Genomic DNA, 20473 nt, shown 5'->3' with positions numbered 1-20473 from the left:
CGCCAAGAAGTGGACGATGCCGGTGCAAAACTGGAAGCCCGTGCTGAACCGATTTACGATCCAGTTTGAGGGAAGGATGCCGACGAATTAACACTCGCTCCGTTTACACAAAATTCGGGACACCCTCGGGAGGTGGCCATGATTCCATTTCACGAATCGCTTAATAAAATTTATTTCATGCATGCCCTTCTAAGTCCATTCTTTTGGGCGACGATTCAATCAAATCTTCGCGGTGCTATTTATAAAGGGATAAATTTAGGAGCTTTAAGAGACTTCTTGATCCCCATGCCGCCTCTTGCCGAGCAAGCTGAGATCGTAGAGCGAGTGGAAGCGCTAATGGGTACTTGCAGAGATCTAGAACTGGAGATCGAACAATCACGCACGCACGCTGCAGACATCCTTCAAAGCGTACTGAAAGAAGCATTCGCCCCTGCATCCTATTAAATGCGTTAGGCATATCTCTCAGTCTTGAGCGTCAAAAAAAGTGACGCTTAATCAGCTAACTTTCCAGCAGCCATGGTTGCGGTCAGCTTGGAATAGTGCTTCTCCAGCATCAAGATGGATGTACCCATCTGCCTAGCCAGTGTGTGAATGTCTGTACCAGCCAGCAATTCCATAGTGGCGTAGGTGTGCCGCAACGAATACAAGGTGCGCTCTTGCCCGCTGCTCATGTCCCGACTTAATCCTGCCGCAGCCAACATGCGCTTGAACGTGCCCTGAAATCCATAGGGCTGTGCGCCGTCATCAAATGCAAAGACTTTGTGTGGCAACTTGGCAGCGATGGCTTCATCCAATGTCATTGAAACAGATTCCTGCCGCATAGCCAACCGAGCCAATGCTTCTGCCGCACGATGCTTGGCAATCAGCCACCGACCACCCGTCTTGCCGCTAACCCAAATGCGAAGATATCGCTGTTCACTCACCTGATGCCATTCAATGTGCTGCCACAGCATGTTGAGGCTTTCACGCCCCGTACGCATGCCCGTTGCCAGCAATACTTCCACATAGTCCCGCAACAGCAATTTGATCTGTCGACCCGTGTGTCGGTGTGCGTCGCCATCAGCCCAAGTCTTGAGAAATTCCAAGAGTTGTTGAACCTCTTCAGCGGTGAAACCCGGGCGAGCCACGCTTTTCTTACCCCGTCTACTGAGTCTAGGTACAGGTGTATTGGCTGAAAGCCATCCACGCTCAATGGCCAAGTCAATGATCCGACTGTAGGCACTGGCATGTGTCATCAGGGTACTGGCCTTGGGCACTGTGCCCATTTGCTCATTGCGCCACAGTTCGTATTTGCGCACAGTGGCGATGTCAATGTTGGTCAGGTTGTGCTTGCCGAAAAAGGGAATCAAGTACTTGCGGATCACCCTTTGATAGTCAGCGCAGGTCCGTGGTTTGATGCCTTGTTCAATTTCCAGTTCTAACTGTTTGTAGCAAGCCTGAGCCACGACGCAGAAGGTTTTGGTCTGCAATGGCAGTCCCATTTCCTCTGCGAATCTGGCACGGTCATAGAGTGTGCTGGCAACGCGCCGCGCATATTCCAAGTCCTTGTGTTTGGTGGTGTAGTGGTGCCACTTCTGATCAAACAGCTTAAACCTGACTTGCCATACGGTGCTCTGCGTTCGCTTGTACAAGACTAAGCAACCATCTCGCATGTGATGCAGGCGATCACTGTCGCTACTTCGCCCACCCACAAGTTTGAGGTGGAAGATGTTGCTCTGGGGCGTAAGGCATTGGTTGGGCTGGTTGAAGGTAATCTGCTGCTCAACAGGCAATGGTTGTTTGTTGGATTTCACGCTGGCACGCTCCTAAAAGCGCAGCGTAATTTCAGCCCTTCAGCCCGAGCAACCGGACGGATTTATGCGATAGAGTATCTAACCAGAGACGCGTTGAGATCAAAAGTTGTTTTGCTCGGTTTTTTTATGCAGTCAAATAACATACTAAATTTCTCATGTCATTCAAGCTGCCGGTGGCTAACTGGTTTGTTGTGTTCTCTGCATAGACGGATTTCAAGAGTTCATCCATGTCTTTTGACAATTCATTGAGACCCTGCAGTTTTTCAGTTGTGTCAAAGATCTTCCTGCTGCCATCCGGTACGAGAAGAGTCCTTGCAAGATCGTGGTTGCATGCAAGGTTGTCGAGATGCCGTTGTGTTTCAGAAAGTATCGAAAGTTCAAACAAGCGACCAACCTTAAGTGCTTCTAAATTTGCGTGATACATAACCGCAGAAATATCAAAGCTAGGCAACGAAATGGTTGAATCTGAATCTGCCTTCACGTTTTTACAAAGTCGGATCGCTTTGCGAAGTCCTCCGCTGACTTGATCGCAGCGATATTTAATTAGCGCAATGTGTAAGAAAGGGTGATTCTCAACTGTAGCCATCTTCTTCAAATCAAGAACGTAAACGCCTCGGTCGATCTCATCGTCAGAATCTTGATATGAGATGGTGTCCAGCCAGTGCGAAGGTACGACATCTACACTGCGGGCCAATGATCCACCAGAAATCTTGACTGCTTTGGATCCTTTCATATCTACATTTGCTGAGGGAAAAGCTGCTCGCAGCGCTGGCTCTATTTGCCCTCTGAGGGCAAGCAGAGCTTCGACCGAAGTTCGTGGGGCAGGATATTTGTAATAACCGCGCTTAGCTTTGGTGCCCGCTGTGTGGTACGTCAAAAATCTTTTTTCCAGCGCCAGCAAATCAACATCACTGATACCCTTGATGTGAACATCTAAAGGGACAGAGCCTTGCAATCGAAACTCAACATTGAGACCAGCTTTTGACAGCTGATTGGTAATTCGATTAGCGGTCTCGATACTGACGCGAGTGTAGTCCGCACTCACAGCTTGCATTGCTCCTAGTGCGTAGCGAGTGGAGGGTTGGTTGGATCTGCCACGGGACTCCCATGTTTCGGGCTTGGGGGCTGTCAGTAGCGTTTGAACCGATCCATCCCTACGGACTCGCAGTTGCTGTAAGCGTTTGTCGATACTTGCAACCATTATTTTGTCCGCGTCCAGGCCATCTTGCCAAAGGTGGCTCGCCCAACTCCGTTGAAATATTCAGCTGTGGAAGATTGCAAATCTTCGGAAAAAGTCACGCAACAAGTCCCGGTATGTGAATGAAGCTGGGGTTGATCAATGCTCGGATCGTTTTTGTACTGATATAGCAATTTCCAGCCATCAACAATGTCATGTGCAAGAGCCGCTGTAAGACTGTTGGAGCCCGATTGACCAGTTTTGAGCCGCACACGTATCTTGTCCCAGCATTGAACAATTGTGATCTCGGCTTCCCATTGGTAAACAACTTTGCCATCTCGATCCAAGCTCTCACCCTTGCAGATCCACTTTCCTGAAAGGTTTGGCACTTTTAGCAAGGCAGCAACTGGTCGCCACTTCCACGCATGATGCTTAAGAATCCAGAACAACACTGCGTAAACAGTTCCGGCACCGACAAGTGAAAGAATGGTCGGCGGCAGATTTACGTTTAGGCCCATGCCCTTCGCGAGACTGTCAGCTTGTAGCACCAGAAAAACTAGGCTTGCCGAGATGGAGCTTGACAATATGGCGAGGTATCGACCGATCGTGGCACGATTGACACCCCCTAAAACGGCATATTCATGATCGGTGATTGATGTCAAGCTTCTGTCCCGTCTAGTTGCTATTGTTGTTAAGTGCCTACTGTTCGATCGACAAAGGCCAGTACAGCTTCGACAACAGAACGTTCGGACATGGGTTGGTAATTAAATTGGATCAATATCCAGAATTTCAAGCCCCCCAAAAGCCTCCGCACCAGCGTCAATTTTCTTTACGCTTGCCCACCCCGCGCAACCTCAAGCCGGTAACGCATCCCCACCCCGTACGGTGCTTAAAAAGTGTGCAATGCCTGCGCTAAGACGCTGGCACAGCGAAATGACAGCCACGGAATGATCCAGTCGGTGACACACTTTTTTGGCCGCAGCTGGCATCTCCACGGAAAAGTCCTGCTACAATTTCACCCTTACCGGCCCGGTAGCTCAGTTGGTAGAGCAGCGGATTGAAAATCCGCGTGTCACAGGTTCGATTCCCGTCCAGGCCACCAGATACACCCCGTAGTTTCGCAAGAGACTACGGGGTTTTTCTTTGGGCGTCTTATGGCTGGATTCGAAAATTACGAACTTAACTAGCGTGAAACCCTGATGCTATGTTGCGGTAGTTTCTCTATCATCTTTTTATTTTTATGCACCCAGCTATCGACCACTTGCTTGCACAGCCGTTTGGTTCATTGCCCGAGTTGATTGCGCTACAAGCCACGCATCAACCGCAACACACTGCCGTGATCCTTGGTGAGCAGCGTATTAGCTATGCCGCGCTCCGAGTCGGGATGGATCGGGTGGCGGCCAGCCTGCAGCGCGAAGGTTTGGGTCCTGGTGATGTGTTGGCCATTTGTGCGGGCACCTCCATCGAATACGTGATGGCTTACTTCGGCGCACTGCGCGCCGGTGTGGCCGTGGCACCCCTTGCGCCATCTGCTACAGCCGAACACTTGAGTGCCATGCTGAAAAACTCTGGCGCGCGCTTGGTGTTGCGCGATCGCGCGGTGGCTTTGCAATGGCCTTTGCATGCAGATAGTTCGCTGAGATGTGTGGCGCTGGATGACTCACCTGAGGCGGGTGAGCTTTGGTCTGACTGGTTGGCCACAGATGAGCGGGCGCCCGCTCCGATAACGCCTGCGCCCGACTGGCCTTTCAACGTCATTTACTCATCAGGCACCACGGGTGTACCTAAGGGCATTGTGCAATCCTGGGCCATGAGATGGGCGCATGTGCGCCGCGCTTTGGCCAATGGCTATGGCCCTCAAGCCATCTCGTTGTGTGCCACGCCGCTGTATTCCAACACCACGTTGGTGGCTGCGCTGCCAACGCTGGCATTGGGCGGTACGCTGGTGCTAATGGGCAAGTTTGATGCAGCGCAGTACTTGCATTTGGCTGTGCAGCACGGCGCTACACACACCATGCTGGTTCCTGTGCAGTACCTGCGTTTGATGGCTTGCCCGTCTTTTAACGACACCGATTTGAGTCGGCTGCAGCACAAATTTTGTACCAGCGCGCCGTTCAGTGCCAAGCTCAAGGCGGAGGTGTTGCAGCGTTGGCCAGGACGACTGATTGAGTACTACGGGCTGACCGAGGGCGGTGTGCGCTGCGAGTTGCACTGCCATGATTTCCCCCACAAGTTGCATACCGTGGGCCGTCCTGGCGAGGGTGCCGACCTTCGTTTTATCAACGATCAGGGGCAGCAGATCCCGACGGGTGAACTCGGGGAGATCGTGGGTCAATCTGCTGGGATGATGACGGGCTATTACAACTTGCCCGAGAAGACGCGCGAGGCTGAGTGGTTCGATGCGCAAGGCAAGCGCTTTATACGCAGTGGCGACGTGGGCCGGATGGATGAGGATGGCTTCATCGTGTTGGGCGACCGCATGAAAGACATGATCATCACAGGCGGTTTTAACGTGTACCCATGCGACATCGAAGACGTATTGACGCAACACCCTGATGTGTATGAATGTGCGGTGGTCGGCGCCCCTTCCGAGCAGTGGGGTGAGACCCCAGTGGCCTTCGTGGTCCCGCGTGCAGACACACAACCCGAGGCGCAGGCCTTGCGCGAATGGCTGAACGGGCGAGTGGGTAAGACCCAACGCGTGGCGGATGTGCGACTTGTTGGGTTTTTGCCCCGCAGTGAGATTGGCAAAGTGCTCAAGCGCCAGTTGCGTGAGCAATACGTGCAGATGACGGCCAACACCCCATAATTTTTTAAACAAAGACGGAGACAACACCATGTTCAATCGATCTGCGCGGCTGCGCCGCACCCTCATCGCCAGTCTGACGCTGATCACCATCGCGTTGCTCTCACCGCTGGCGCATGCTGACAAAGCGTGGCCCGTTAAACCTATTCAGCTTGTGATTCCTTACCCACCCGGTGGAAGCGCTGATCTGCTGGGCCGACCGCTTGCTGTGCAGTTGCAGCAGCAACTGGGTCAGCCCGTGGTGCTCGAATACAAAGCTGGCGCAGGAGGCACACTGGCTTCGCAGTACGTGGCGCGCGCGCAGCCCGATGGCTATACCGTGCTCATGGTGCTGGCAGCGCACGCCATCAACCACAGCCTTTACCCCAAGCTCCCCTACGACACGCGCAAGGACTTCACGCCGGTGTCGCTGGTCGCGAATTTGCCCATGGTGGTGGCGGGAAGCCGCAAGCTTGCCGCCAAGAACATGAACGAATTGGTGCGGGCTGCCAAGGCCGCGCCAGGTCAACTCACCTTTGGTTCGGCGGGAAATGGCAACACGGGTCACCTCGCTGCCGAGTACTTCAGCAGCATTGCCGGCATCAAGATGACGCATGTGCCCTACAAGGGCAGTGCGGGGGTGGTCAACGCCATGCTCGCGGGCGACATTGACTTGACCTTCGACAGTATTTCGACCTCGATGCCGCAAATTCGCAGCGGAAACTTCTCCGCGCTTGCGGTGACCAGCGCGCAGCGTTCGGCACTGGCACCTGAGGTGTCAACAGTGCAGGAGCAGGGCATCGCAGGCTTCGACGTGACGGGCTGGTACGCCATCATTGCCCCTGCAGGGATGCCCAATGACATCAAGCAGCGCTTGAGTCGCGAGATCGCCACCGCGTTGCGTCAACCTCAGGTTCAGGCTCAGTTGGCCGCAAGCGGTTACGAGCCCGTGGGGTCCACGCCTGACATGTTGCAAGCCCACATCGATCGCGAAATCACGCGTTGGTCTGCGGTGGTGAAGTCCACCGGCGCCAAGATTGATTGAGTTCAGCCCTTGCTCACAAAGGGCTGGATGCAAAGCAAAGCCCGTCGTGCGTTGCGTGAAAAAGCTTCGCACTAAAGGCAAAGCTCTATGACGCGTTATTTAGCTGGCCGGTGCAGGACGCAGATCTTGTTGCCGTCTGGGTCACGCAAGTAGGCCAAGAACAGCTGGCCTGCGGGCGTGCTGCGAAAGTCCGGGGGGTCTTCGCAGGTCACACCACCGTTGGCCACGCCCGCTGCGTGGAACGCTTCGCCTTGCTCCACGGACTGAGCTGTAAAACCAATGGTGCTGCCGTTGCCGTGCGTGGCAGGTTCGCCATTGATGGGCGTGGTGATGCCAAATGTGCCGGTGGGGCTGCGGTAGAAGTAGCGGTTGTTGTTGGCCACGCCGGGGGCGTGCCCCAATGTGCCGAGCACGGCGTCGTAAAACTTCTTCGAGGCGTCTAAATCTTTGACGCCCACCATGACGTGACTGAACATGTGATTCTCCTAGTTGGTTGGTTGTGATGACGTGTGGATTATGCGCAAGGCCCGTGACTTCAATGGCTTCGGTTACTTCGCCGCAGCACTCTCCGCCGATGCGGCCGTCGCGCGCTTGGCAAACTCGGCGCGCAGTGCTTTGAGTTTTTCGCGCGGGTCTTCTTTGACCGTGTTTTTGTCCAAGCCCATTTCGGCGATGAAGCGGCTGGGTTGTACCGCCACCATCTCGCGGCCTTTTTTGCGTTTGCGTGACCAGCTCACGGCCAGCGTGCGCTGGGCGCGGGTGATGCCCACGTACATCAGGCGGCGTTCTTCTTGCAGGCGCGTGGCGATGTTTTCGTTGGTGTGCTCATTGCCTGGCTCATCGTCGAGTCGGAACGGCAACATGCCTTCGGTGACGCCCACCAGCATGACGTGTGGCCATTCCAAACCTTTGGAGGCGTGCAGCGTGGAGAGGGTGACCACGTTTTGGTCTTTCTCCTGTTGCGTCAGGGTGGACAGCAAGGCGATGGTTTGCGCCACTTCCAGCAGGCTCTTCACCTCGTTGCCAAGGCTCACGCCAGCGGCGTCATCCAGCTGGCCGCCACAACGCTGGGCCATCCAGTCGCAAAAGTCCATCACGTTCGACCATTTGGAGGCGGCGAGTTTTTCGCTTTCTTCGCCGTCGTAGAGGTGCTTTTCGTAGTCAATGTCTTTGAGCCAGTCGGTCAAAAACGCGCGTGCGTCTTCGGCGCCTAGGGTTTGGCGGGCGCGGTATTCGAGGTCGTTCACGTAGCGGCCAAACTCGTGCAGGCTGCCCATGGCGCGTGCGCTCAAGACCGATGGCAAGCTGTTGCTGAACAATGCTTCAAACATGCTGAGTTTGTATTTGCTCGAAAACTCGCCCAGGCTGGCCAAGGTTTGGTGCCCAATGCCGCGCTTGGGCGTGGTGATGGCGCGCAAAAAAGCGGGGTCGTCGTTGTTGTTCACCCATAGACGCAGCCAAGCGCACAGGTCGCGAATTTCGGCGCGGTCAAAAAAGCTTTGCCCGCCTGACACTTTGTACGGAATTTGCGCTTTGCGCAGGGCCTTTTCGAGCACACGGGCTTGGTGGTTGGCGCGGTAGAGCACTGCAAAGTCTTTGAGCTCTTTGTATTGGCCGCCAGCTGAGGTGTCGGTGCCTGAGCGTAGCGACTGAATGCGGGCCACCATGCGCTCGGCTTCGTGCTCTTCGGTGTCGGCATCGACCACACGCACGGGCTCGCCTTCACCCAGTTCTGAGAACAGGGTTTTTGGAAACAGCTTGGGGTTGGGCTGAATCACGTTGTTGGCGGCCCGCAAAATCGCGCTGGTGGAGCGGTAGTTTTGCTCCAGCTTGATGACCTTGAGGCTGGGGAAGTCTTGCGGCAGTTTGCGCAAGTTGTCCAGCGTGGCGCCACGCCAGCCGTAAATGGACTGGTCATCATCACCCACAGCGGTAAAGCGCGCTTTGTCGCCCACCAAGCACTTGAGCACTTCGTATTGGGTGGCGTTGGTGTCTTGGTACTCGTCGACCAGCACATGGCCAAGCTGGGCTTGCCATTTGAGGCGCACTTCTTCGTGCTCTTGCAGAAGTTTCAGCGGCATGCCGATCAGGTCGTCAAAGTCCACACTTTGGTAAGCGCTCAAACGCTCTTCGTAGCGCGCCATGATCTTGGCAATGATGCGTTCGTTGTCGTCTTTGGCGATGGCCATCGCTTGGGCTGAGTTGAGGCCCATGTTTTTCCAGAGGCTGATGGTCCATTGCCAGGTGCGCGCTGTGGCGGCGTCGGAGGTGCCACCGGCGTCTTTCAAGATGCCCGTCACGTCCGAGCTGTCCATGATGCTGAACTGGGGTTTCAGGCCCATCACGCCGCCGTCTTGGCGCAGCATGCGCACGCCCAACGCGTGGAAGGTGCAAATCAGCACGTCTTTGGCGGCGCGGCCGATCAAGTCCTTGGCGCGTTCGCGCATCTCGGTGGCGGCTTTGTTGGTAAAGGTGATGGCCGCGATACGGTCCGGCTCGCAGCCCGCTTGAATCAGGCGGCCAATCTTGTGTGTGATCACCCGCGTTTTGCCCGAGCCTGCGCCCGCCAACACCAAACAAGGACCGTGCAAGAAATTGACGGCTTCTTGTTGCGCGAGATTCAGGCCAGCGGACATTCGAGGGACGGTTGTGTTGGAGCCGACCATGATACCGGTCGGGCTTCAAGGCAAAATACCCGTGTGCTGAATATTCTTCTTGTTACTTTCCCTTTCTTCGCGCTCATCTTGGCAGGCTTTGTGGCTGGGCATCGGCGCATGTTGCCCCTCGAGGCCATTCCAGGTTTGAATGGTTTTGTGCTGTACTTTGCGCTGCCTTGCATGCTCTACCGATTTGGCGAGAGCACACCCATCGTGCAGTTGCTCGACCCCACCTTGTTTGTGGCGTATTTGCTGTGCGCCTTGCTGATGGTGGCGTTTTTGGTCGCGGTGAGTTTGAACCGTCGTATTGGCTGGAACGATGCCGCGTTTGGCGCCTTGGTGGGCGCTTTTCCCAACACTGGCTTCATGGGGGTGCCCTTGTTGGTGGCCTTGTTGGGTACGGGCGCAGCAGGGCCAGCCATCGTGACCATCGTGGTGGACTTGGTGTTCACCGCCTCCCTGTGCATTGCCTTGTCTCGCTTAGATGGTGCGGATGAACACGGGGCGGCGCGAGCGGCCAAAAGCGCTCTCAAAGGCGTGTTGATCAACCCCATGCCTTGGGCCATCAGTTTGGGCGCGTTGTCGTCTGCGCTGGGCTATCAATTGATGGGGCCATTTGCCAAGACCGTGGGTTTGCTGGCCGATGCCGCATCGCCCGTGGCCTTGTTCACGATTGGTGCTGTGCTGGCGCGTTCTCAAATCCGTGTGAAAGAAACTGGGCATGCGCCCATTGTGTGGCGCGACTACGTGCCTGTGGTTTTTATCAAGTTGGTGTTGCATCCGGTCTTGGTGTTGCTGGTGTTAATCACCGTGAACCAGCTGGGCTACACGATGGATCGTTTCACGCTGATGGTGGTGGTGTTGGTGGCGGCCTTGCCCAGTGCGAGCAATGTGGCGCTGCTGTCGGAGCGCTTTGAGGCGGACACGGGACGTATTGCCCGGATTATTTTGGTCACCACTGCTGCTGCATTTTTTACCTTTTCAGGCGCTGTGGCGATTCTGCACCCCTGACATTAAATAGCCAGTGGGTCGACGTCCACCGCCCAGCGAATCACCTGCCGATGCGCGCTGCGCATGGCGTGCAAATCGGCCTGCCAATGGGCCAAGAAATGTTGCAGCGCTTTGCGCGAGGTGCACTCAATCAACATCTGTGCGCGCTCGATGTTGGCCACGCGCTGAATGGTCATGGGTACGGCTGGGTACAAGTCCACCAATAGTTCATCGGCCAATGCCGCGCCTGCATCGCGTGCGGCGTTTAAAAAGTCTTGTGCGGCTTCTTGGTTGCGCGCCTCTGCACGGACCAAGGCTTGGAAGCTGAAGGGCGGCAAGGTGGCTTGCTCGCGTTCTTTGAGCTGCTGCTCGGCAAAAGCGGGGTAGTCGTGTTGCTTGAGCGCTTCGAAGAGTGGGTGCAGCGGGTGGTGGCTTTGCACCCACATTTCACACGGGCTGACCAACTGCATGTTGGCGTCGCGTCCCGCACGACCTGCGGCTTGCATGAGCAAGCTGAACAAACGCTCAGGTGCACGGAAGTCGCTGGAGAACAAAGCACCGTCGGTGTTGAGCGCGGCCACCAACGTGACGCGCCTGAAATCATGGCCCTTGGCAATCATCTGCGTGCCCACCAGAACGTCCACCGCGCCTGCGTGCACTTCGGCCAGCTGGCGCTCGAGCTCGCCTTTGAGGCGCGTGCTGTCGGCGTCGATGCGGGCGATGCGGATGGGCTCGCCGTCAGGCCGGCATACATCGGCTAACAGATCGGCCAAGTGCTCTTCGAGTTGTTCGGTGCCGCGCCCCAAGGGGCTGATGTCTAAGTTGCCGCAAGTCGGACACGCTCGCGGTACCGGCTGCGTGAAGCCGCAGTGGTGGCAGCGCAGGGTGCGGTCGAGTTTGTGGAACACACGAAAGGCACTGCAATGCGGGCATTCGCTTTTCCAGCCGCAGTCGTTGCAATGGAGCACGGGAGCGTAGCCACGGCGGTTGAGCAACACCAAGATTTGTTCGCCACGTGTCAGGCGCTCACGCATGGCGTCGAGCAGGTGGTTGGAGAACACCGTTTTGTAGGGCTGACGGTTCATGTCCACGCGGCGCACCAAAGGCAACGCACCTTGGCCCACGCGTGAGGGCATCGCCAAGCGCATGTAGCGGCCTGCGGGCTCAGAGGTGGTGGCGGGGCGACTGTGATGCCAGCTCTCCAATGAAGGCGTTGCCGAACCCAAAATCACTTTGGCACCTTCGAGCTGCCCGCGGTAGATGGCCAAGTCGCGGGCCGAGTAACGCGCGCCCTCTTGCTGTTTGTAGCTGGGGTCGTGTTCTTCATCGACCACGATGAGCTGCAAATGCGGCATCGACGCAAACACGGCCATGCGCGTGCCCAACACAATGCGCGCTTCGCCGCTGTGCGCAGCCAGCCAGTTTTTCAGGCGCTGCGCGGGGGTGAGGCTGCTGTGCATGGCCACCAAGCACTCGGGCCCCCACTGCGGCGCGAAGCGGGCGCGAAAGCGTTCCTCCAGCTGGGGGGTGAGGTTGATTTCGGGCACCATCACCAAAATTTGCGCGTGTGGGTCGCGTTCTAACAAAGCTTGAGCCGCACGCAAATACACCTCGGTTTTGCCGCTGCCTGTGTTGCCAAACAACAAGAACGGGCCTTTTTGCGCACCAATTTCCGCCAGCACGTGGGCTTGTTCGTCAGTGGGCTTGGGGATAGCTTGCAGAGGCGCATCATTGGCAAGAGGTGGCTTGGGTTTGCGCATCAAGCGACGCGCCCATTGCTCGGCACTGAGATCACGCAATTGGCTAGGCAAAGATGCCAAAGCCACTTCACCCGCACTGCGCTGGTAATAGCGGGCTGCAAACTGGACCAACTGCCGCCAATGCGCACTCAAGGGGGCGAGGCCTTCAAGCACGCTGGCGATGGCGCGCAGTTGCAGGGGCGCTTGTGCTGCGGGGTCAACAGGTGGCGCATCTCCCCAAACCACGCCAAGCAATTCACGGCTGCCCAGTGGGACACGTACCAAAGTGCCGGGATCGAGGACGATATCGCTCTCGTAGGTGAGTGCCCCACTTAGGCCGCTGTGCGCGGGGGTGTGAACCATCACTGAGGTTGGATGCGACATGTCAAGGGGGTAGTTGGGATACTTTGTTCAGGTGTTTTGGGAGAAAACGCTTTAAGTCGTTGATTTAAAACAAGTTCAGGGCAAGTTCAAGTTTTCTGTGGATAACTTTGTTGATATCTCACCTCAGGGCATCGCAAAGGCCCATGAATACAGGCTTTGGATAAATTGCACGAAAAAAAAGCAGCTTCAGAAACCTATATAAATCAAGGAGTTACGATTTTTAAAGAAGTTTTTTAAATGATGTTTATAAAACTTCATGTTGGTGCACGGGAGCAGCTTTTTTGTGCATAAGTCACAGGTGCGAGTAAAACTTTTGTGCACCAGGCGTCAAAATCCCCTGAGTTTTGGGCTCAGTTTTGACGCAAGGCACGGGAGTGGCTGTGCACCGTCTCGACCAACACACCGACGTTCTCAGGCGGCGTAAATTGGCTGATGCCGTGACCTAAGTTGAAAATTTGTGTGGGGCCGGTTGTGGTCTTGTCAGTGTGGGGCTTGCCAAAAGCGTCCAACACGCGTCGGGCTTCGGCCGCAATGGCGTTTGCAGGGGCGAACAGCGAGTTGGGGTCTAAGTTGCCTTGCAACGCTTTGCCAGTTCCGCCGACAGTACCGCCCACTTGCGCGCGTGCTGTGGTCAAGTTGACCGTCCAGTCCACGCCCAGCACTTCGCAGTCGAGGTCCGCCATTTCGGGCAGCCACAAGCCACCCCCTTTGGTGAAAACCAAGCGGGGAATGACGGCGCCATCTTGCGAGCGTTTGAGTTGCGCCAGCACACGCTTGGTGTAGGCCAGGCTGAACTGTTGGAACATGCCATCGGCCAGCACACCGCCCCAGCTGTCAAAAATCATCACCGCTTGAGCGCCGGCTTCGATTTGGGTGTTGAGGTACAGGGCGACCGCGTCGGCGTTGATTTTCAAAATGCGGTGCATCAGGTCGGGGCGGCTGTACATCAGGCTTTTGACTTGGCGGTAGTCGTCTGAGCCCGCGCCTTCGACCATGTAGCACGCCAAAGTCCAAGGGCTGCCTGAGAAGCCAATCAACGGCACTCGGCCATTCAAAGCTTTGCGGATGGAGGTGACAGCGTCAAACACATAACGCAGCTTGGCCATGTCGGGCACGGCCAACTCATTCACGGCGGCTTCGTCACGCACGTTTTTCGCAAACTTGGGGCCTTCGCCTTGCGCAAAACTCAAGCCCAAGCCCATGGCGTCGGGCACGGTCAAGATGTCGCTGAACAAAATGGCGGCATCGAGCGGGTAGCGCTCGAGCGGCTGCAAGGTGACTTCGGTGGCGAAGTCGGTGTTGGTGGCCAAGCCCATGAAACTGCCAGCCTTGGCGCGCGTGGCGCAGTACTCGGGCAAATAGCGACCTGCTTGGCGCATCAGCCAAACGGGGGTGTGGTCAGTGGCTTGGCGCATGCAAGCGCGCAAAAAGGTGTCGTTTTGGAGTGGTGCAAACATGGTCATATTGTGGCCGAATCGGCTGCTGGGTGGGATGCTGCGGCATTCCCGAGGGTGGAGAACGTTAATTTCATTTTGGCGCAGGACTGACTGGGTTGGCGGCAGGCAAGGTGGCGAGTGCTTCGTGCATTTTGCGCACGCTCAGCAACTCCGAGAGCACCAGCGGATCCTTGCCAGGCGCATACAGCACGTACACCGGAACGCCGCTGCGGCCCAAGGCAGTAAGTGCGGCTGTGATGGCAGGGTCGCGACGCGTCCAGTCGGCGCGCAAAAGGGTGACTTGGTGGGCGGCAAAGTCGGCCATCACGGCGCTGCTGGACAGCGTGGATTTTTTGTTGATTTGGCACGTGACGCACCACGCGGCCGTGAAGTCCACAAACACGGGGCGACCTTGGTTCAAGCTCTGTGCCACGGCGGATTCGGACCATGGCTGCCAAAGCGTGGTGAGTCCCTGTGGATCGTTGGTGTTGGTGGGGGAGGTGCTTGTTGGTGTTGCACTGTTCGCTGGCGCTTTCAGTTCGTCAGCAAAGCTCAGCGCGCCCCAAACCAAGGCAGCGGCAAGTAATCCGGCCAAACCCCGTGCGGCAAAGGTGTGTTGCTTCAGGGCCCAGATGAAGGCCGCCAGCACCAGCAGGCCGCCCAGCGCAAACATGGCCGCGTCCAAGCTGGTTTGTTGGCCCAGCACCCACAGCAGCCACACCACGGTGGCGAGCATGGGGAAAGCCAAGAGTTGGCGCAGCGTGACCATCCAAGCGCCTGGTTTGGGCAGCAGGCGCGCCAACGCTGGCACGAAGCTGGCCAGCAAATAAGGCGCTGCGAGCCCCAAGCCCATGGCAGCAAAAATGGTGAGGGCTTGCCAAGTGGGTAAGATCATCGCCAGTCCCAACGAGGCGCCCATGAAGGGGGCTGTGCAAGGGGATGCGACGGCGACCGCCAAAACACCAGAGAGTGCAGCGTCCATGACGGGGCGTTGGTGTTGAAAACTGGCGACGCGTGAGGGCAAGATTTGCCCAAAATCAAACAGGCCGAACAAATTCAGCGCGATCAGCGTGAAGAAAGCCGCCAGCACACTCACCACCCACGGTGACTGCAGCTGAAAACCCCAGCCCAGTTGCTCGCCTGCGGCACGCAAGGCCAACACGCCAGCGCCCAGTGCCAAGAAACTCAGCACCACGCCTGCGGTGTAGGCCAAACCGGCAACACGGTGTGCCCGATGTGCGTGGCTGTGCTGTGCAAACCCCAGCAATTTGATGGCCAAGACGGGCAGCACGCAAGGCATGAGGTTGAGGATGAGTCCGCCGATGAACGCGCCGACCAGGGCCAAGGCGAAACCAGCAACGCCCTCGGCGCTCGACACGCTGTCAGCTCCGATGGCCTTTTCAGTGGTACCGCCGACGGCGAGCGTTTCGGTACTTGGTAAATCCGAGACGGCAGGCCAAGCCTGTGTGACGGGGGCTGAAACGAGAAAGCCTAGACGCGCCTTGCCTTCACCCCCAGTGAGTAAAAAATCGAATTGTTTGGGGTCGTTGAGACGTAGGCCGCTCAGCGGCAATTCAACGGTCCAGACATCGTCCCGCCAGGCTTGTTGGGCTCTTGGATGCTGGTCAGTGGCAGACGCTACCAATTCGGCTGCGTTTGGAAACACGTTCAGCGTTTTGCCCTGCAGTGACACGGGCAAGCCACTGACTTCCAGCACCAAACGCTGCGCCTCAAAGTGGCTGCGGGCCCTGAAGCTGGGTAGCGATTGAGGCTGCTCTGCCATCAACGCGTCAAATGAGGGCGCATGGGTGGCGTAACTGCTGTTGATAGGAATGCGTAAGGCAAAGTCCCCCTCTTGCGGAATGCATTCGAGGCGGCACACCAGCCAACTGGCGCGTGCCTGAATGTCAAGCGTTTGGGATGCGTTGGGTTTGAATTGGCTGGATACGGTGAGAGGCACAGCCAGCAAGACGGTTTTCTCAAAGCCGTAATTGGTCAGGTTGCCTGCTTTGAGCTTGTGCGGCAGCGGCCATTGGATCTCGCCTGCGGTGATGCCAGCGGGTAAGTTGAGTTCAATTTGCGTGGGCAAACCTGAGTCACCCGGGTTGCGCCAATACGTGTGCCAATCAGGCTGGTGGGTGAGTTGTAAACCTACCCAAAGCGGCTGGCCAGCTTGCACGCCTTGCGGTGCGTGGGCCAAGAGTTCGGCGCGCAGCTGGGGCGTGGTGACCACCGAACTGGCCAGGGTTTGTCCATAACTGGGCACGGCAAATGCCCATGCGAGACAAAGCATGGTGGTCAGCGCATGGGGCAACATGGCTTTCAAGCGAGCGAGGGCCCGGTGAGGGCGGGCAACGGTCAGCAGGCGAGAAACAAATTGAAGCATGCGCCAGATGTTACCCAGCTGCGGCTTGTTGCGCCCTGATGCCAAGCCATGGGGTGAAAGTAAGATGCGGTTCATGACGGCGCACACCAGCACACCCACACACCAGCCCTTGGCATCGCACTTTTGGGCCGAGCTCAATACCCGAGACTTTTCGGCGCTTGATCCGAGCAGAACTGTCGCCGTGTTGCCTTTGGGTGCGACCGAGCAGCACGGGCCGCATTTGCCCTTATCGGTGGATACCGTGTTGGTCGAGGGTGTGGTGAAGGCCGCTTTGACGCATTTGGATGTTGCAGATCCCGTGTTGGTGTTGCCCACACAAACACTGGGCTTGAGCACCGAGCACACCGCGTTTGCGGGCACTTTGCATCTGTCGCCGCAAACCTTGATTCAAGTGTGGTGCGATATCGGCGCGTCTGTGGCGCGCGCAGGGGTTAAGAAGTTGCTGATGTTCAATGCGCACGGCGGCAATGTGGGGCTGATGGATGTGGTGGCGCGCGAGTTGCGTGCACAGCATGGCTTGATTGTTTACAGCAGCAGTTGGTACAACTTGCCAATCGATTCTTCGGTGATGGACCAGTTCTCTACGGACGAGCATCGGTTTGGTATCCATGCGGGTGACATCGAAACGTCGATGATGCTGGCGCTTTCCCCGGAGCGCGTGACCATGTCGGCAGCGCAAAACTTCTCGTCCACCTCGCAAGACCGCGCCAAGCACTATGCCATTTTGGGCAATGGCAAAAGCGCCAAGCTGGGCTGGCACATGCAAGACTACAACCCGCAGGGTGCCGCAGGAGACGCCGCCGGTGCCACCGCCCTCAAGGGCGAGGCGCTGGTGCACAGTGCTGGCGAGCAGTTGGCGTTGCTGCTCAAAGAGCTGGTGGTCTTGCCGTTAAGCACAGTGCGCGTTTAGTGCGCAGGCGTTTTTGTGGGGCCTCTAAGCGTAGGTGATCCAGTCTTTGTGACTGGGGGTTTCTAGATGGGTGATGCTGTTGAACGCGACCAGGCTGTGGCGTTTGGGGTTGAAGCTGAATTCGCTCACCGCGCTGTTGCGAATACGCAGATTGAGCTCAATGCTGGTTTCAGGGCTCAGCCGCAACACATGGCCAACCGCTGTGGCGATGGGCCCACCGCTGGAGACCAGCAACACATGTCCTTGTGTGTTTTGTCGAACGTGGTCGAGTGCAGAGGTCACGCCTCTGACGAACTCCTCGTAGGTGGGCATGCCTTGCGGGCTGACGACGCCCGCCATCCATTGCGTCAAGCCATCGCGTAGCAAGCGAAAGTGATCGCGATAGCCTTCTTGGGTGGTGGGCTTGACCAATGCACCTGTGTGCACGGTGCGAATGACGGCCTCGCTGTCGTACTCATTCAACCCCGGCCACAGAAGGGGTGTGTGGTTGGTGCCCAAGCCTTGTTGAATGCCTGCCAAAGTTTGGGCATGACGCTTCAAGGTGCCGCAGATGACCGTGTCAAATTGCAAACCTTGCGCGCGCCAGTGTTCGCCTAAGCGTTGGCTTTGCTGTTCGCCCAAAGGGCTGAGTTGGTCGTAGTCTGCGGCGCCCAAAGATGCTTGGCCGTGTCGCACGAGATAGAGCTGTCCCATGGCATGTGTCGGTAGTTGTTTGCCACGATTTTGTCGACACTGCTTTGGAAGAAGAGTCCCCGCCGAGACCTGCTGTCACCTTGGATGCAGGCAACGGTTTGGGCGAGGATTGAACGGGCGCACAAGAAGCGGCGCTCGACGTTGCTTAACTCGAAGCAGAGAGGGTTTCCCAGCGTTCGAGAGCCGCCATAAGGGCCGTTTCAATCTCTGTATCACGCGCATGCAGTTGGGCGATTTGGGCGGGATCGCTGGCGTACAGGCTGTTGTCCGAGAGCGCTACTTGGGTGTGCTTCTGTTCGGTTTCTAGAGAGGCGATCAATTCAGGCAAGGCATCGAGTTCGCGCTGTTCTTTGTAACTGAGTTTTTTTGGTTTGGCGCTTTGGCTGCTGGCAACGGGTGCTGCCACTTGCGTTGGTTTGGCGGGCTCTGGCGTTTTGTTGGCGCTGGACGCGTTAGATTTTCCCGAGGCAGCCATGCTTCGAGCCCGTTCCGACTGGATGAGCCAATCCTGGACGCCGCCTTCGTACTCGCGCCAGAAGCCGGGGTTGTCGTCGGTGGCTTCAAACACCAAGGTGCTGGTGGCCACGTTGTCAAGAAAGGTACGGTCATGGCTGACGATGAACACGGTGCCGTTGTAGTTTTGCAGCAGTTCTTCCAGCAACTCGAGTGTGTCGATGTCCAAGTCGTTGGTGGGTTCGTCCAGCACCAGCACGTTGGCTGGACGGGCAAACAAGCGAGCCAGCAGCAAACGGTTGCGTTCGCCACCCGACAGCGAGCGAACGGGCGATGTGGCGCGCGCGGGGGAGAACAAGAAGTCGTCCAAGTAGCTTTTGACGTGCTTGCGTTGGGTGCCGATTTCAATCCATTCACTGCCGGGGCTGATGAAGTCTTCCAGAGAAGCATCCATGTCCAAGCCATTGCGCATTTGGTCAAAGTACGCCACTTGCAAGTTGGCGCCTTGGCGAATCTTTCCGCTGTCAGCTTCGAGCTCGCCCAGAATCATTTTCAGCAAGGTGGATTTGCCGGCGCCGTTGGGCCCGATCAGACCAATCTTGTCGCCGCGCAAGAAAGTGGCGGAGAAGTTCTTGGTGATAACTTTGCCGCCGAAGGCTTTGTCCACCTCGGTGAGTTCGGCCACGATCTTGCCTGTGGGAGCGCCGCTGGCCACGTCGAGCTTGACACGGCCCACAGCATCGCGGCGTGCTTCGCGCTGGGCGCGTAAGGCTTCGAGTCGACCAATGCGGCTTTGGCTGCGTGTGCGGCGGGCTTCCACGCCTTTGCGAATCCAAACCTCTTCGCCAGCCAGTAGTTTGTCGGCCTTGGCGTTGATGACGGCTTCTTGTGCGGCTTGTTCTTCCTTTTGCAATTGGTATTGCGAGAAGTTACCGGGGTAGGTCAGCAAATGGCCACGGTCTAACTCGACGATGCGCGTGGCAACCTTGTCTAAGAAGGAGCGGTCATGCGTGATGGTGATGATGCTGCCCTTGAAGTCGATCAAGAGTTGCTCCAGCCACTCAATGCTGTCGAGGTCCAAGTGGTTGGTGGGTTCATCTAGTAAAAGAACGTCTGGAGATGTGACGAGTGCTTGAGCCAACGCCACGCGTTTGAGTGTTCCGCCTGAGAGGGCGTTGATGCGTGCATCAGGGTCAAGGTGCAAGCGGTGCAAGGTTTCTTGCACGCGTTGTTCCCAGTTCCAGCCATCAAACATTTCAATTTCGTTTTGCATGGCTGTGAGGTCTCCCTCGCCAGCGCAGTACTGTTCAATCAGGTGAATGATGCGTGCTAAGCCTGCACTGACAGACTCAAACACCGAGGCATTGCTGTCGAGCTGCGGCTCTTGGGCGACATAGGTAACACGCAGCCCTTGTTGTACGCGCAAGTCGCCATCATCAGGCTTCTCAATGCCGCCTAGTATGCGTAGTAGAGAGGATTTGCCTGCCCCATTGCGGCCAATCAGGCCCACTCGCTCAGCAATTTCAAGGGAAAACTCTGCATGATCTAAGAGAGCGACGTGCCCAAAAGCGAGTTGGGCGTTCTGTAGTGTGATTAAAGACATGACGCATTATCAAGGTGGACCCTGTCATCTTCTAGTTACGGGTTGAAGAGAGGGGAGCAGGAGGCTAAAACCACGTCTGTGTAAGTTTTTTGAAAATGGGTTGTGCGAATGGGAATGATGATGCTATACTGGCAGGCTTCGCTAATGAGCAATGTTTAGGGTTTACCAGAAACACGTTAGAGAAGGCGGTTGAAAGATTTTTTAAAATTTCTTCGAAATGTTCAAAAATCCGATGTATACTGCAAGGCTTCGCTGATCGCAGCGAGTTGTCTTAAGAGATTAAGTGGTTCATTAAAAACATACAGCCGATAAGCGTGGGCGTTTGATGGTGATTGCCAAGTTCTTTAGGAACTTAGCTTTAATTAGCTAACAAACGCTCATGAAGTAAAAAAGATGTGAATTTCGTCAAAGAAAATCACGTC

Annotated in this window: 15 protein-coding genes and 1 tRNA gene; 6 read left to right on the top strand and 10 right to left on the bottom strand. The window is 56.5% G+C overall.

All coding sequences use genetic code 11. The annotated features are described in order from the left end of the window. The first annotated feature begins 138 nt into the window (after positions 1-138). Positions 139-444 (top strand): restriction endonuclease subunit S, encoded by a 306-nt coding sequence (locus tag B9Z42_RS02845; RefSeq protein ID WP_143474023.1) that lies wholly within the window; start codon positions 139-141, stop codon positions 442-444. 47 nt (positions 445-491) lie between these two features. Here B9Z42_RS02845 and xerC read toward each other — a convergent pair whose 3' ends face one another. The 3 genes from xerC to B9Z42_RS02830 form a co-directional block, all read right to left on the bottom strand. Further along, positions 492-1793, bottom strand: coding sequence for a tyrosine recombinase XerC (gene xerC, locus B9Z42_RS02840; RefSeq protein WP_233203494.1), 1302 nt, complete (start codon positions 1791-1793; stop codon positions 492-494). 124 nt (positions 1794-1917) lie between these two features. Further along, positions 1918-2847 (bottom strand): hypothetical protein, encoded by a 930-nt coding sequence (locus B9Z42_RS02835; protein ID WP_143474022.1) that lies wholly within the window; start codon positions 2845-2847, stop codon positions 1918-1920. Positions 2848-2993: 146 nt separating this feature from the next. Beyond that, the gene (locus tag B9Z42_RS02830) at positions 2994-3632 is read right to left on the bottom strand and encodes a hypothetical protein (protein ID WP_100131777.1); all 639 of its coding nucleotides are present in this window, start codon (positions 3630-3632) and stop codon (positions 2994-2996) included. A 364-nt stretch (positions 3633-3996) separates the two neighbouring features. Between B9Z42_RS02830 and B9Z42_RS02825 the strand changes: the two genes are divergently transcribed. The 3 genes from B9Z42_RS02825 (at position 3997) to B9Z42_RS02815 (ending at position 6800) form a co-directional block, all read left to right on the top strand. Further along, positions 3997-4072, top strand: a tRNA-Phe gene (locus tag B9Z42_RS02825). 138 nt (positions 4073-4210) lie between these two features. Further along, a complete protein-coding gene (locus tag B9Z42_RS02820; protein ID WP_100131776.1) occupies positions 4211-5779 on the top strand; it encodes a class I adenylate-forming enzyme family protein in 1569 nt (522 codons plus the stop codon). A gap of 28 nt (positions 5780-5807) precedes the next feature. After that, on the top strand, positions 5808-6800 hold the full coding sequence (locus tag B9Z42_RS02815) for a tripartite tricarboxylate transporter substrate binding protein (protein WP_100131775.1): 993 nt from the start codon (positions 5808-5810) through the stop codon (positions 6798-6800). Between the two features lie 95 nt (positions 6801-6895). On the opposite strand, the gene B9Z42_RS02810 is transcribed toward B9Z42_RS02815, so the two are convergent. Together B9Z42_RS02810 and B9Z42_RS02805 are read right to left on the bottom strand one after the other, a co-directional pair. Next, positions 6896-7276, bottom strand: a complete 381-nt coding sequence (locus B9Z42_RS02810; protein ID WP_100131774.1) for a VOC family protein — start codon at positions 7274-7276, stop codon at positions 6896-6898. A 72-nt stretch (positions 7277-7348) separates the two neighbouring features. Further along, positions 7349-9436 (bottom strand): ATP-dependent helicase, encoded by a 2088-nt coding sequence (locus B9Z42_RS02805; RefSeq protein ID WP_100131846.1) that lies wholly within the window; start codon positions 9434-9436, stop codon positions 7349-7351. 63 nt (positions 9437-9499) lie between these two features. Here B9Z42_RS02805 and B9Z42_RS02800 point away from each other — a divergent pair, with 63 nt between their 5' ends. Next, the gene (locus B9Z42_RS02800; RefSeq protein WP_100131773.1) at positions 9500-10468 is read left to right on the top strand and encodes an AEC family transporter; all 969 of its coding nucleotides are present in this window, start codon (positions 9500-9502) and stop codon (positions 10466-10468) included. Between the two features lie 2 nt (positions 10469-10470). Here B9Z42_RS02800 and priA read toward each other — a convergent pair whose 3' ends face one another. The 3 genes from priA to B9Z42_RS02785 form a co-directional block, all read right to left on the bottom strand. Continuing rightward, positions 10471-12570, bottom strand: coding sequence for a primosomal protein N' (priA, locus tag B9Z42_RS02795; RefSeq protein WP_100131772.1), 2100 nt, complete (start codon positions 12568-12570; stop codon positions 10471-10473). Positions 12571-12920: 350 nt separating this feature from the next. Continuing rightward, positions 12921-14027 carry a uroporphyrinogen decarboxylase gene (gene hemE / locus B9Z42_RS02790; protein ID WP_369806823.1) on the bottom strand — a complete coding sequence of 369 codons (1107 nt, stop codon included), beginning with the start codon at positions 14025-14027 and terminating at the stop codon, positions 12921-12923. A gap of 70 nt (positions 14028-14097) precedes the next feature. Beyond that, complete coding sequence (locus B9Z42_RS02785) at positions 14098-16392, bottom strand: protein-disulfide reductase DsbD (protein WP_100131845.1); 2295 nt, start codon at positions 16390-16392, stop codon at positions 14098-14100. 73 nt (positions 16393-16465) lie between these two features. Between B9Z42_RS02785 and B9Z42_RS02780 the strand changes: the two genes are divergently transcribed. After that, positions 16466-17302, top strand: coding sequence for a creatininase family protein (locus B9Z42_RS02780; RefSeq protein WP_100131844.1), 837 nt, complete (start codon positions 16466-16468; stop codon positions 17300-17302). Positions 17303-17326: 24 nt separating this feature from the next. Here B9Z42_RS02780 and B9Z42_RS02775 read toward each other — a convergent pair whose 3' ends face one another. Both B9Z42_RS02775 and B9Z42_RS02770 read right to left on the bottom strand, forming a co-directional pair. Beyond that, entirely contained in the window at positions 17327-17995 is a 669-nt protein-coding gene (locus tag B9Z42_RS02775) for a histidine phosphatase family protein (RefSeq protein WP_100131770.1), read from the bottom strand. Between the two features lie 145 nt (positions 17996-18140). Beyond that, a complete protein-coding gene (locus B9Z42_RS02770; protein ID WP_100131769.1) occupies positions 18141-20051 on the bottom strand; it encodes an ATP-binding cassette domain-containing protein in 1911 nt (636 codons plus the stop codon). Positions 20052-20473 lie beyond the last annotated feature (422 nt).

Source organism: Limnohabitans sp. B9-3 (assembly GCF_002778325.1).
GTDB lineage: Bacteria > Pseudomonadota > Gammaproteobacteria > Burkholderiales > Burkholderiaceae_C > Limnohabitans > Limnohabitans kasalickyi.
This window is presented reverse-complemented; position numbering and strand designations above follow the sequence as displayed.

Bases quoted from the DNA above. Each gene is read 5' to 3' on its own strand.
- B9Z42_RS02845 (WP_143474023.1), top strand. From the start codon at position 139: ATGATTCCATTTCACGAATCGCTTAATAAAATTTATTTCATGCATGCC.
- B9Z42_RS02835 (WP_143474022.1), bottom strand. From the start codon at position 2,847: ATGCAAGCTGTGAGTGCGGACTACACTCGCGTCAGTATCGAGACCGCT.
- B9Z42_RS02820 (WP_100131776.1), top strand. From the start codon at position 4,211: ATGCACCCAGCTATCGACCACTTGCTTGCACAGCCGTTTGGTTCATTG.
- B9Z42_RS02815 (WP_100131775.1), top strand. From the start codon at position 5,808: ATGTTCAATCGATCTGCGCGGCTGCGCCGCACCCTCATCGCCAGTCTG.
- B9Z42_RS02810 (WP_100131774.1), bottom strand. From the start codon at position 7,276: ATGTTCAGTCACGTCATGGTGGGCGTCAAAGATTTAGACGCCTCGAAG.
- B9Z42_RS02805 (WP_100131846.1), bottom strand. From the start codon at position 9,436: ATGTCCGCTGGCCTGAATCTCGCGCAACAAGAAGCCGTCAATTTCTTG.
- priA (WP_100131772.1), bottom strand. From the start codon at position 12,570: ATGTCGCATCCAACCTCAGTGATGGTTCACACCCCCGCGCACAGCGGC.
- hemE (WP_369806823.1), bottom strand. From the start codon at position 14,027: ATGTTTGCACCACTCCAAAACGACACCTTTTTGCGCGCTTGCATGCGC.
- B9Z42_RS02785 (WP_100131845.1), bottom strand. From the start codon at position 16,392: ATGCTTCAATTTGTTTCTCGCCTGCTGACCGTTGCCCGCCCTCACCGG.
- B9Z42_RS02780 (WP_100131844.1), top strand. From the start codon at position 16,466: ATGACGGCGCACACCAGCACACCCACACACCAGCCCTTGGCATCGCAC.
- B9Z42_RS02775 (WP_100131770.1), bottom strand. From the start codon at position 17,995: ATGGGACAGCTCTATCTCGTGCGACACGGCCAAGCATCTTTGGGCGCC.
- B9Z42_RS02770 (WP_100131769.1), bottom strand. From the start codon at position 20,051: ATGTCTTTAATCACACTACAGAACGCCCAACTCGCTTTTGGGCACGTC.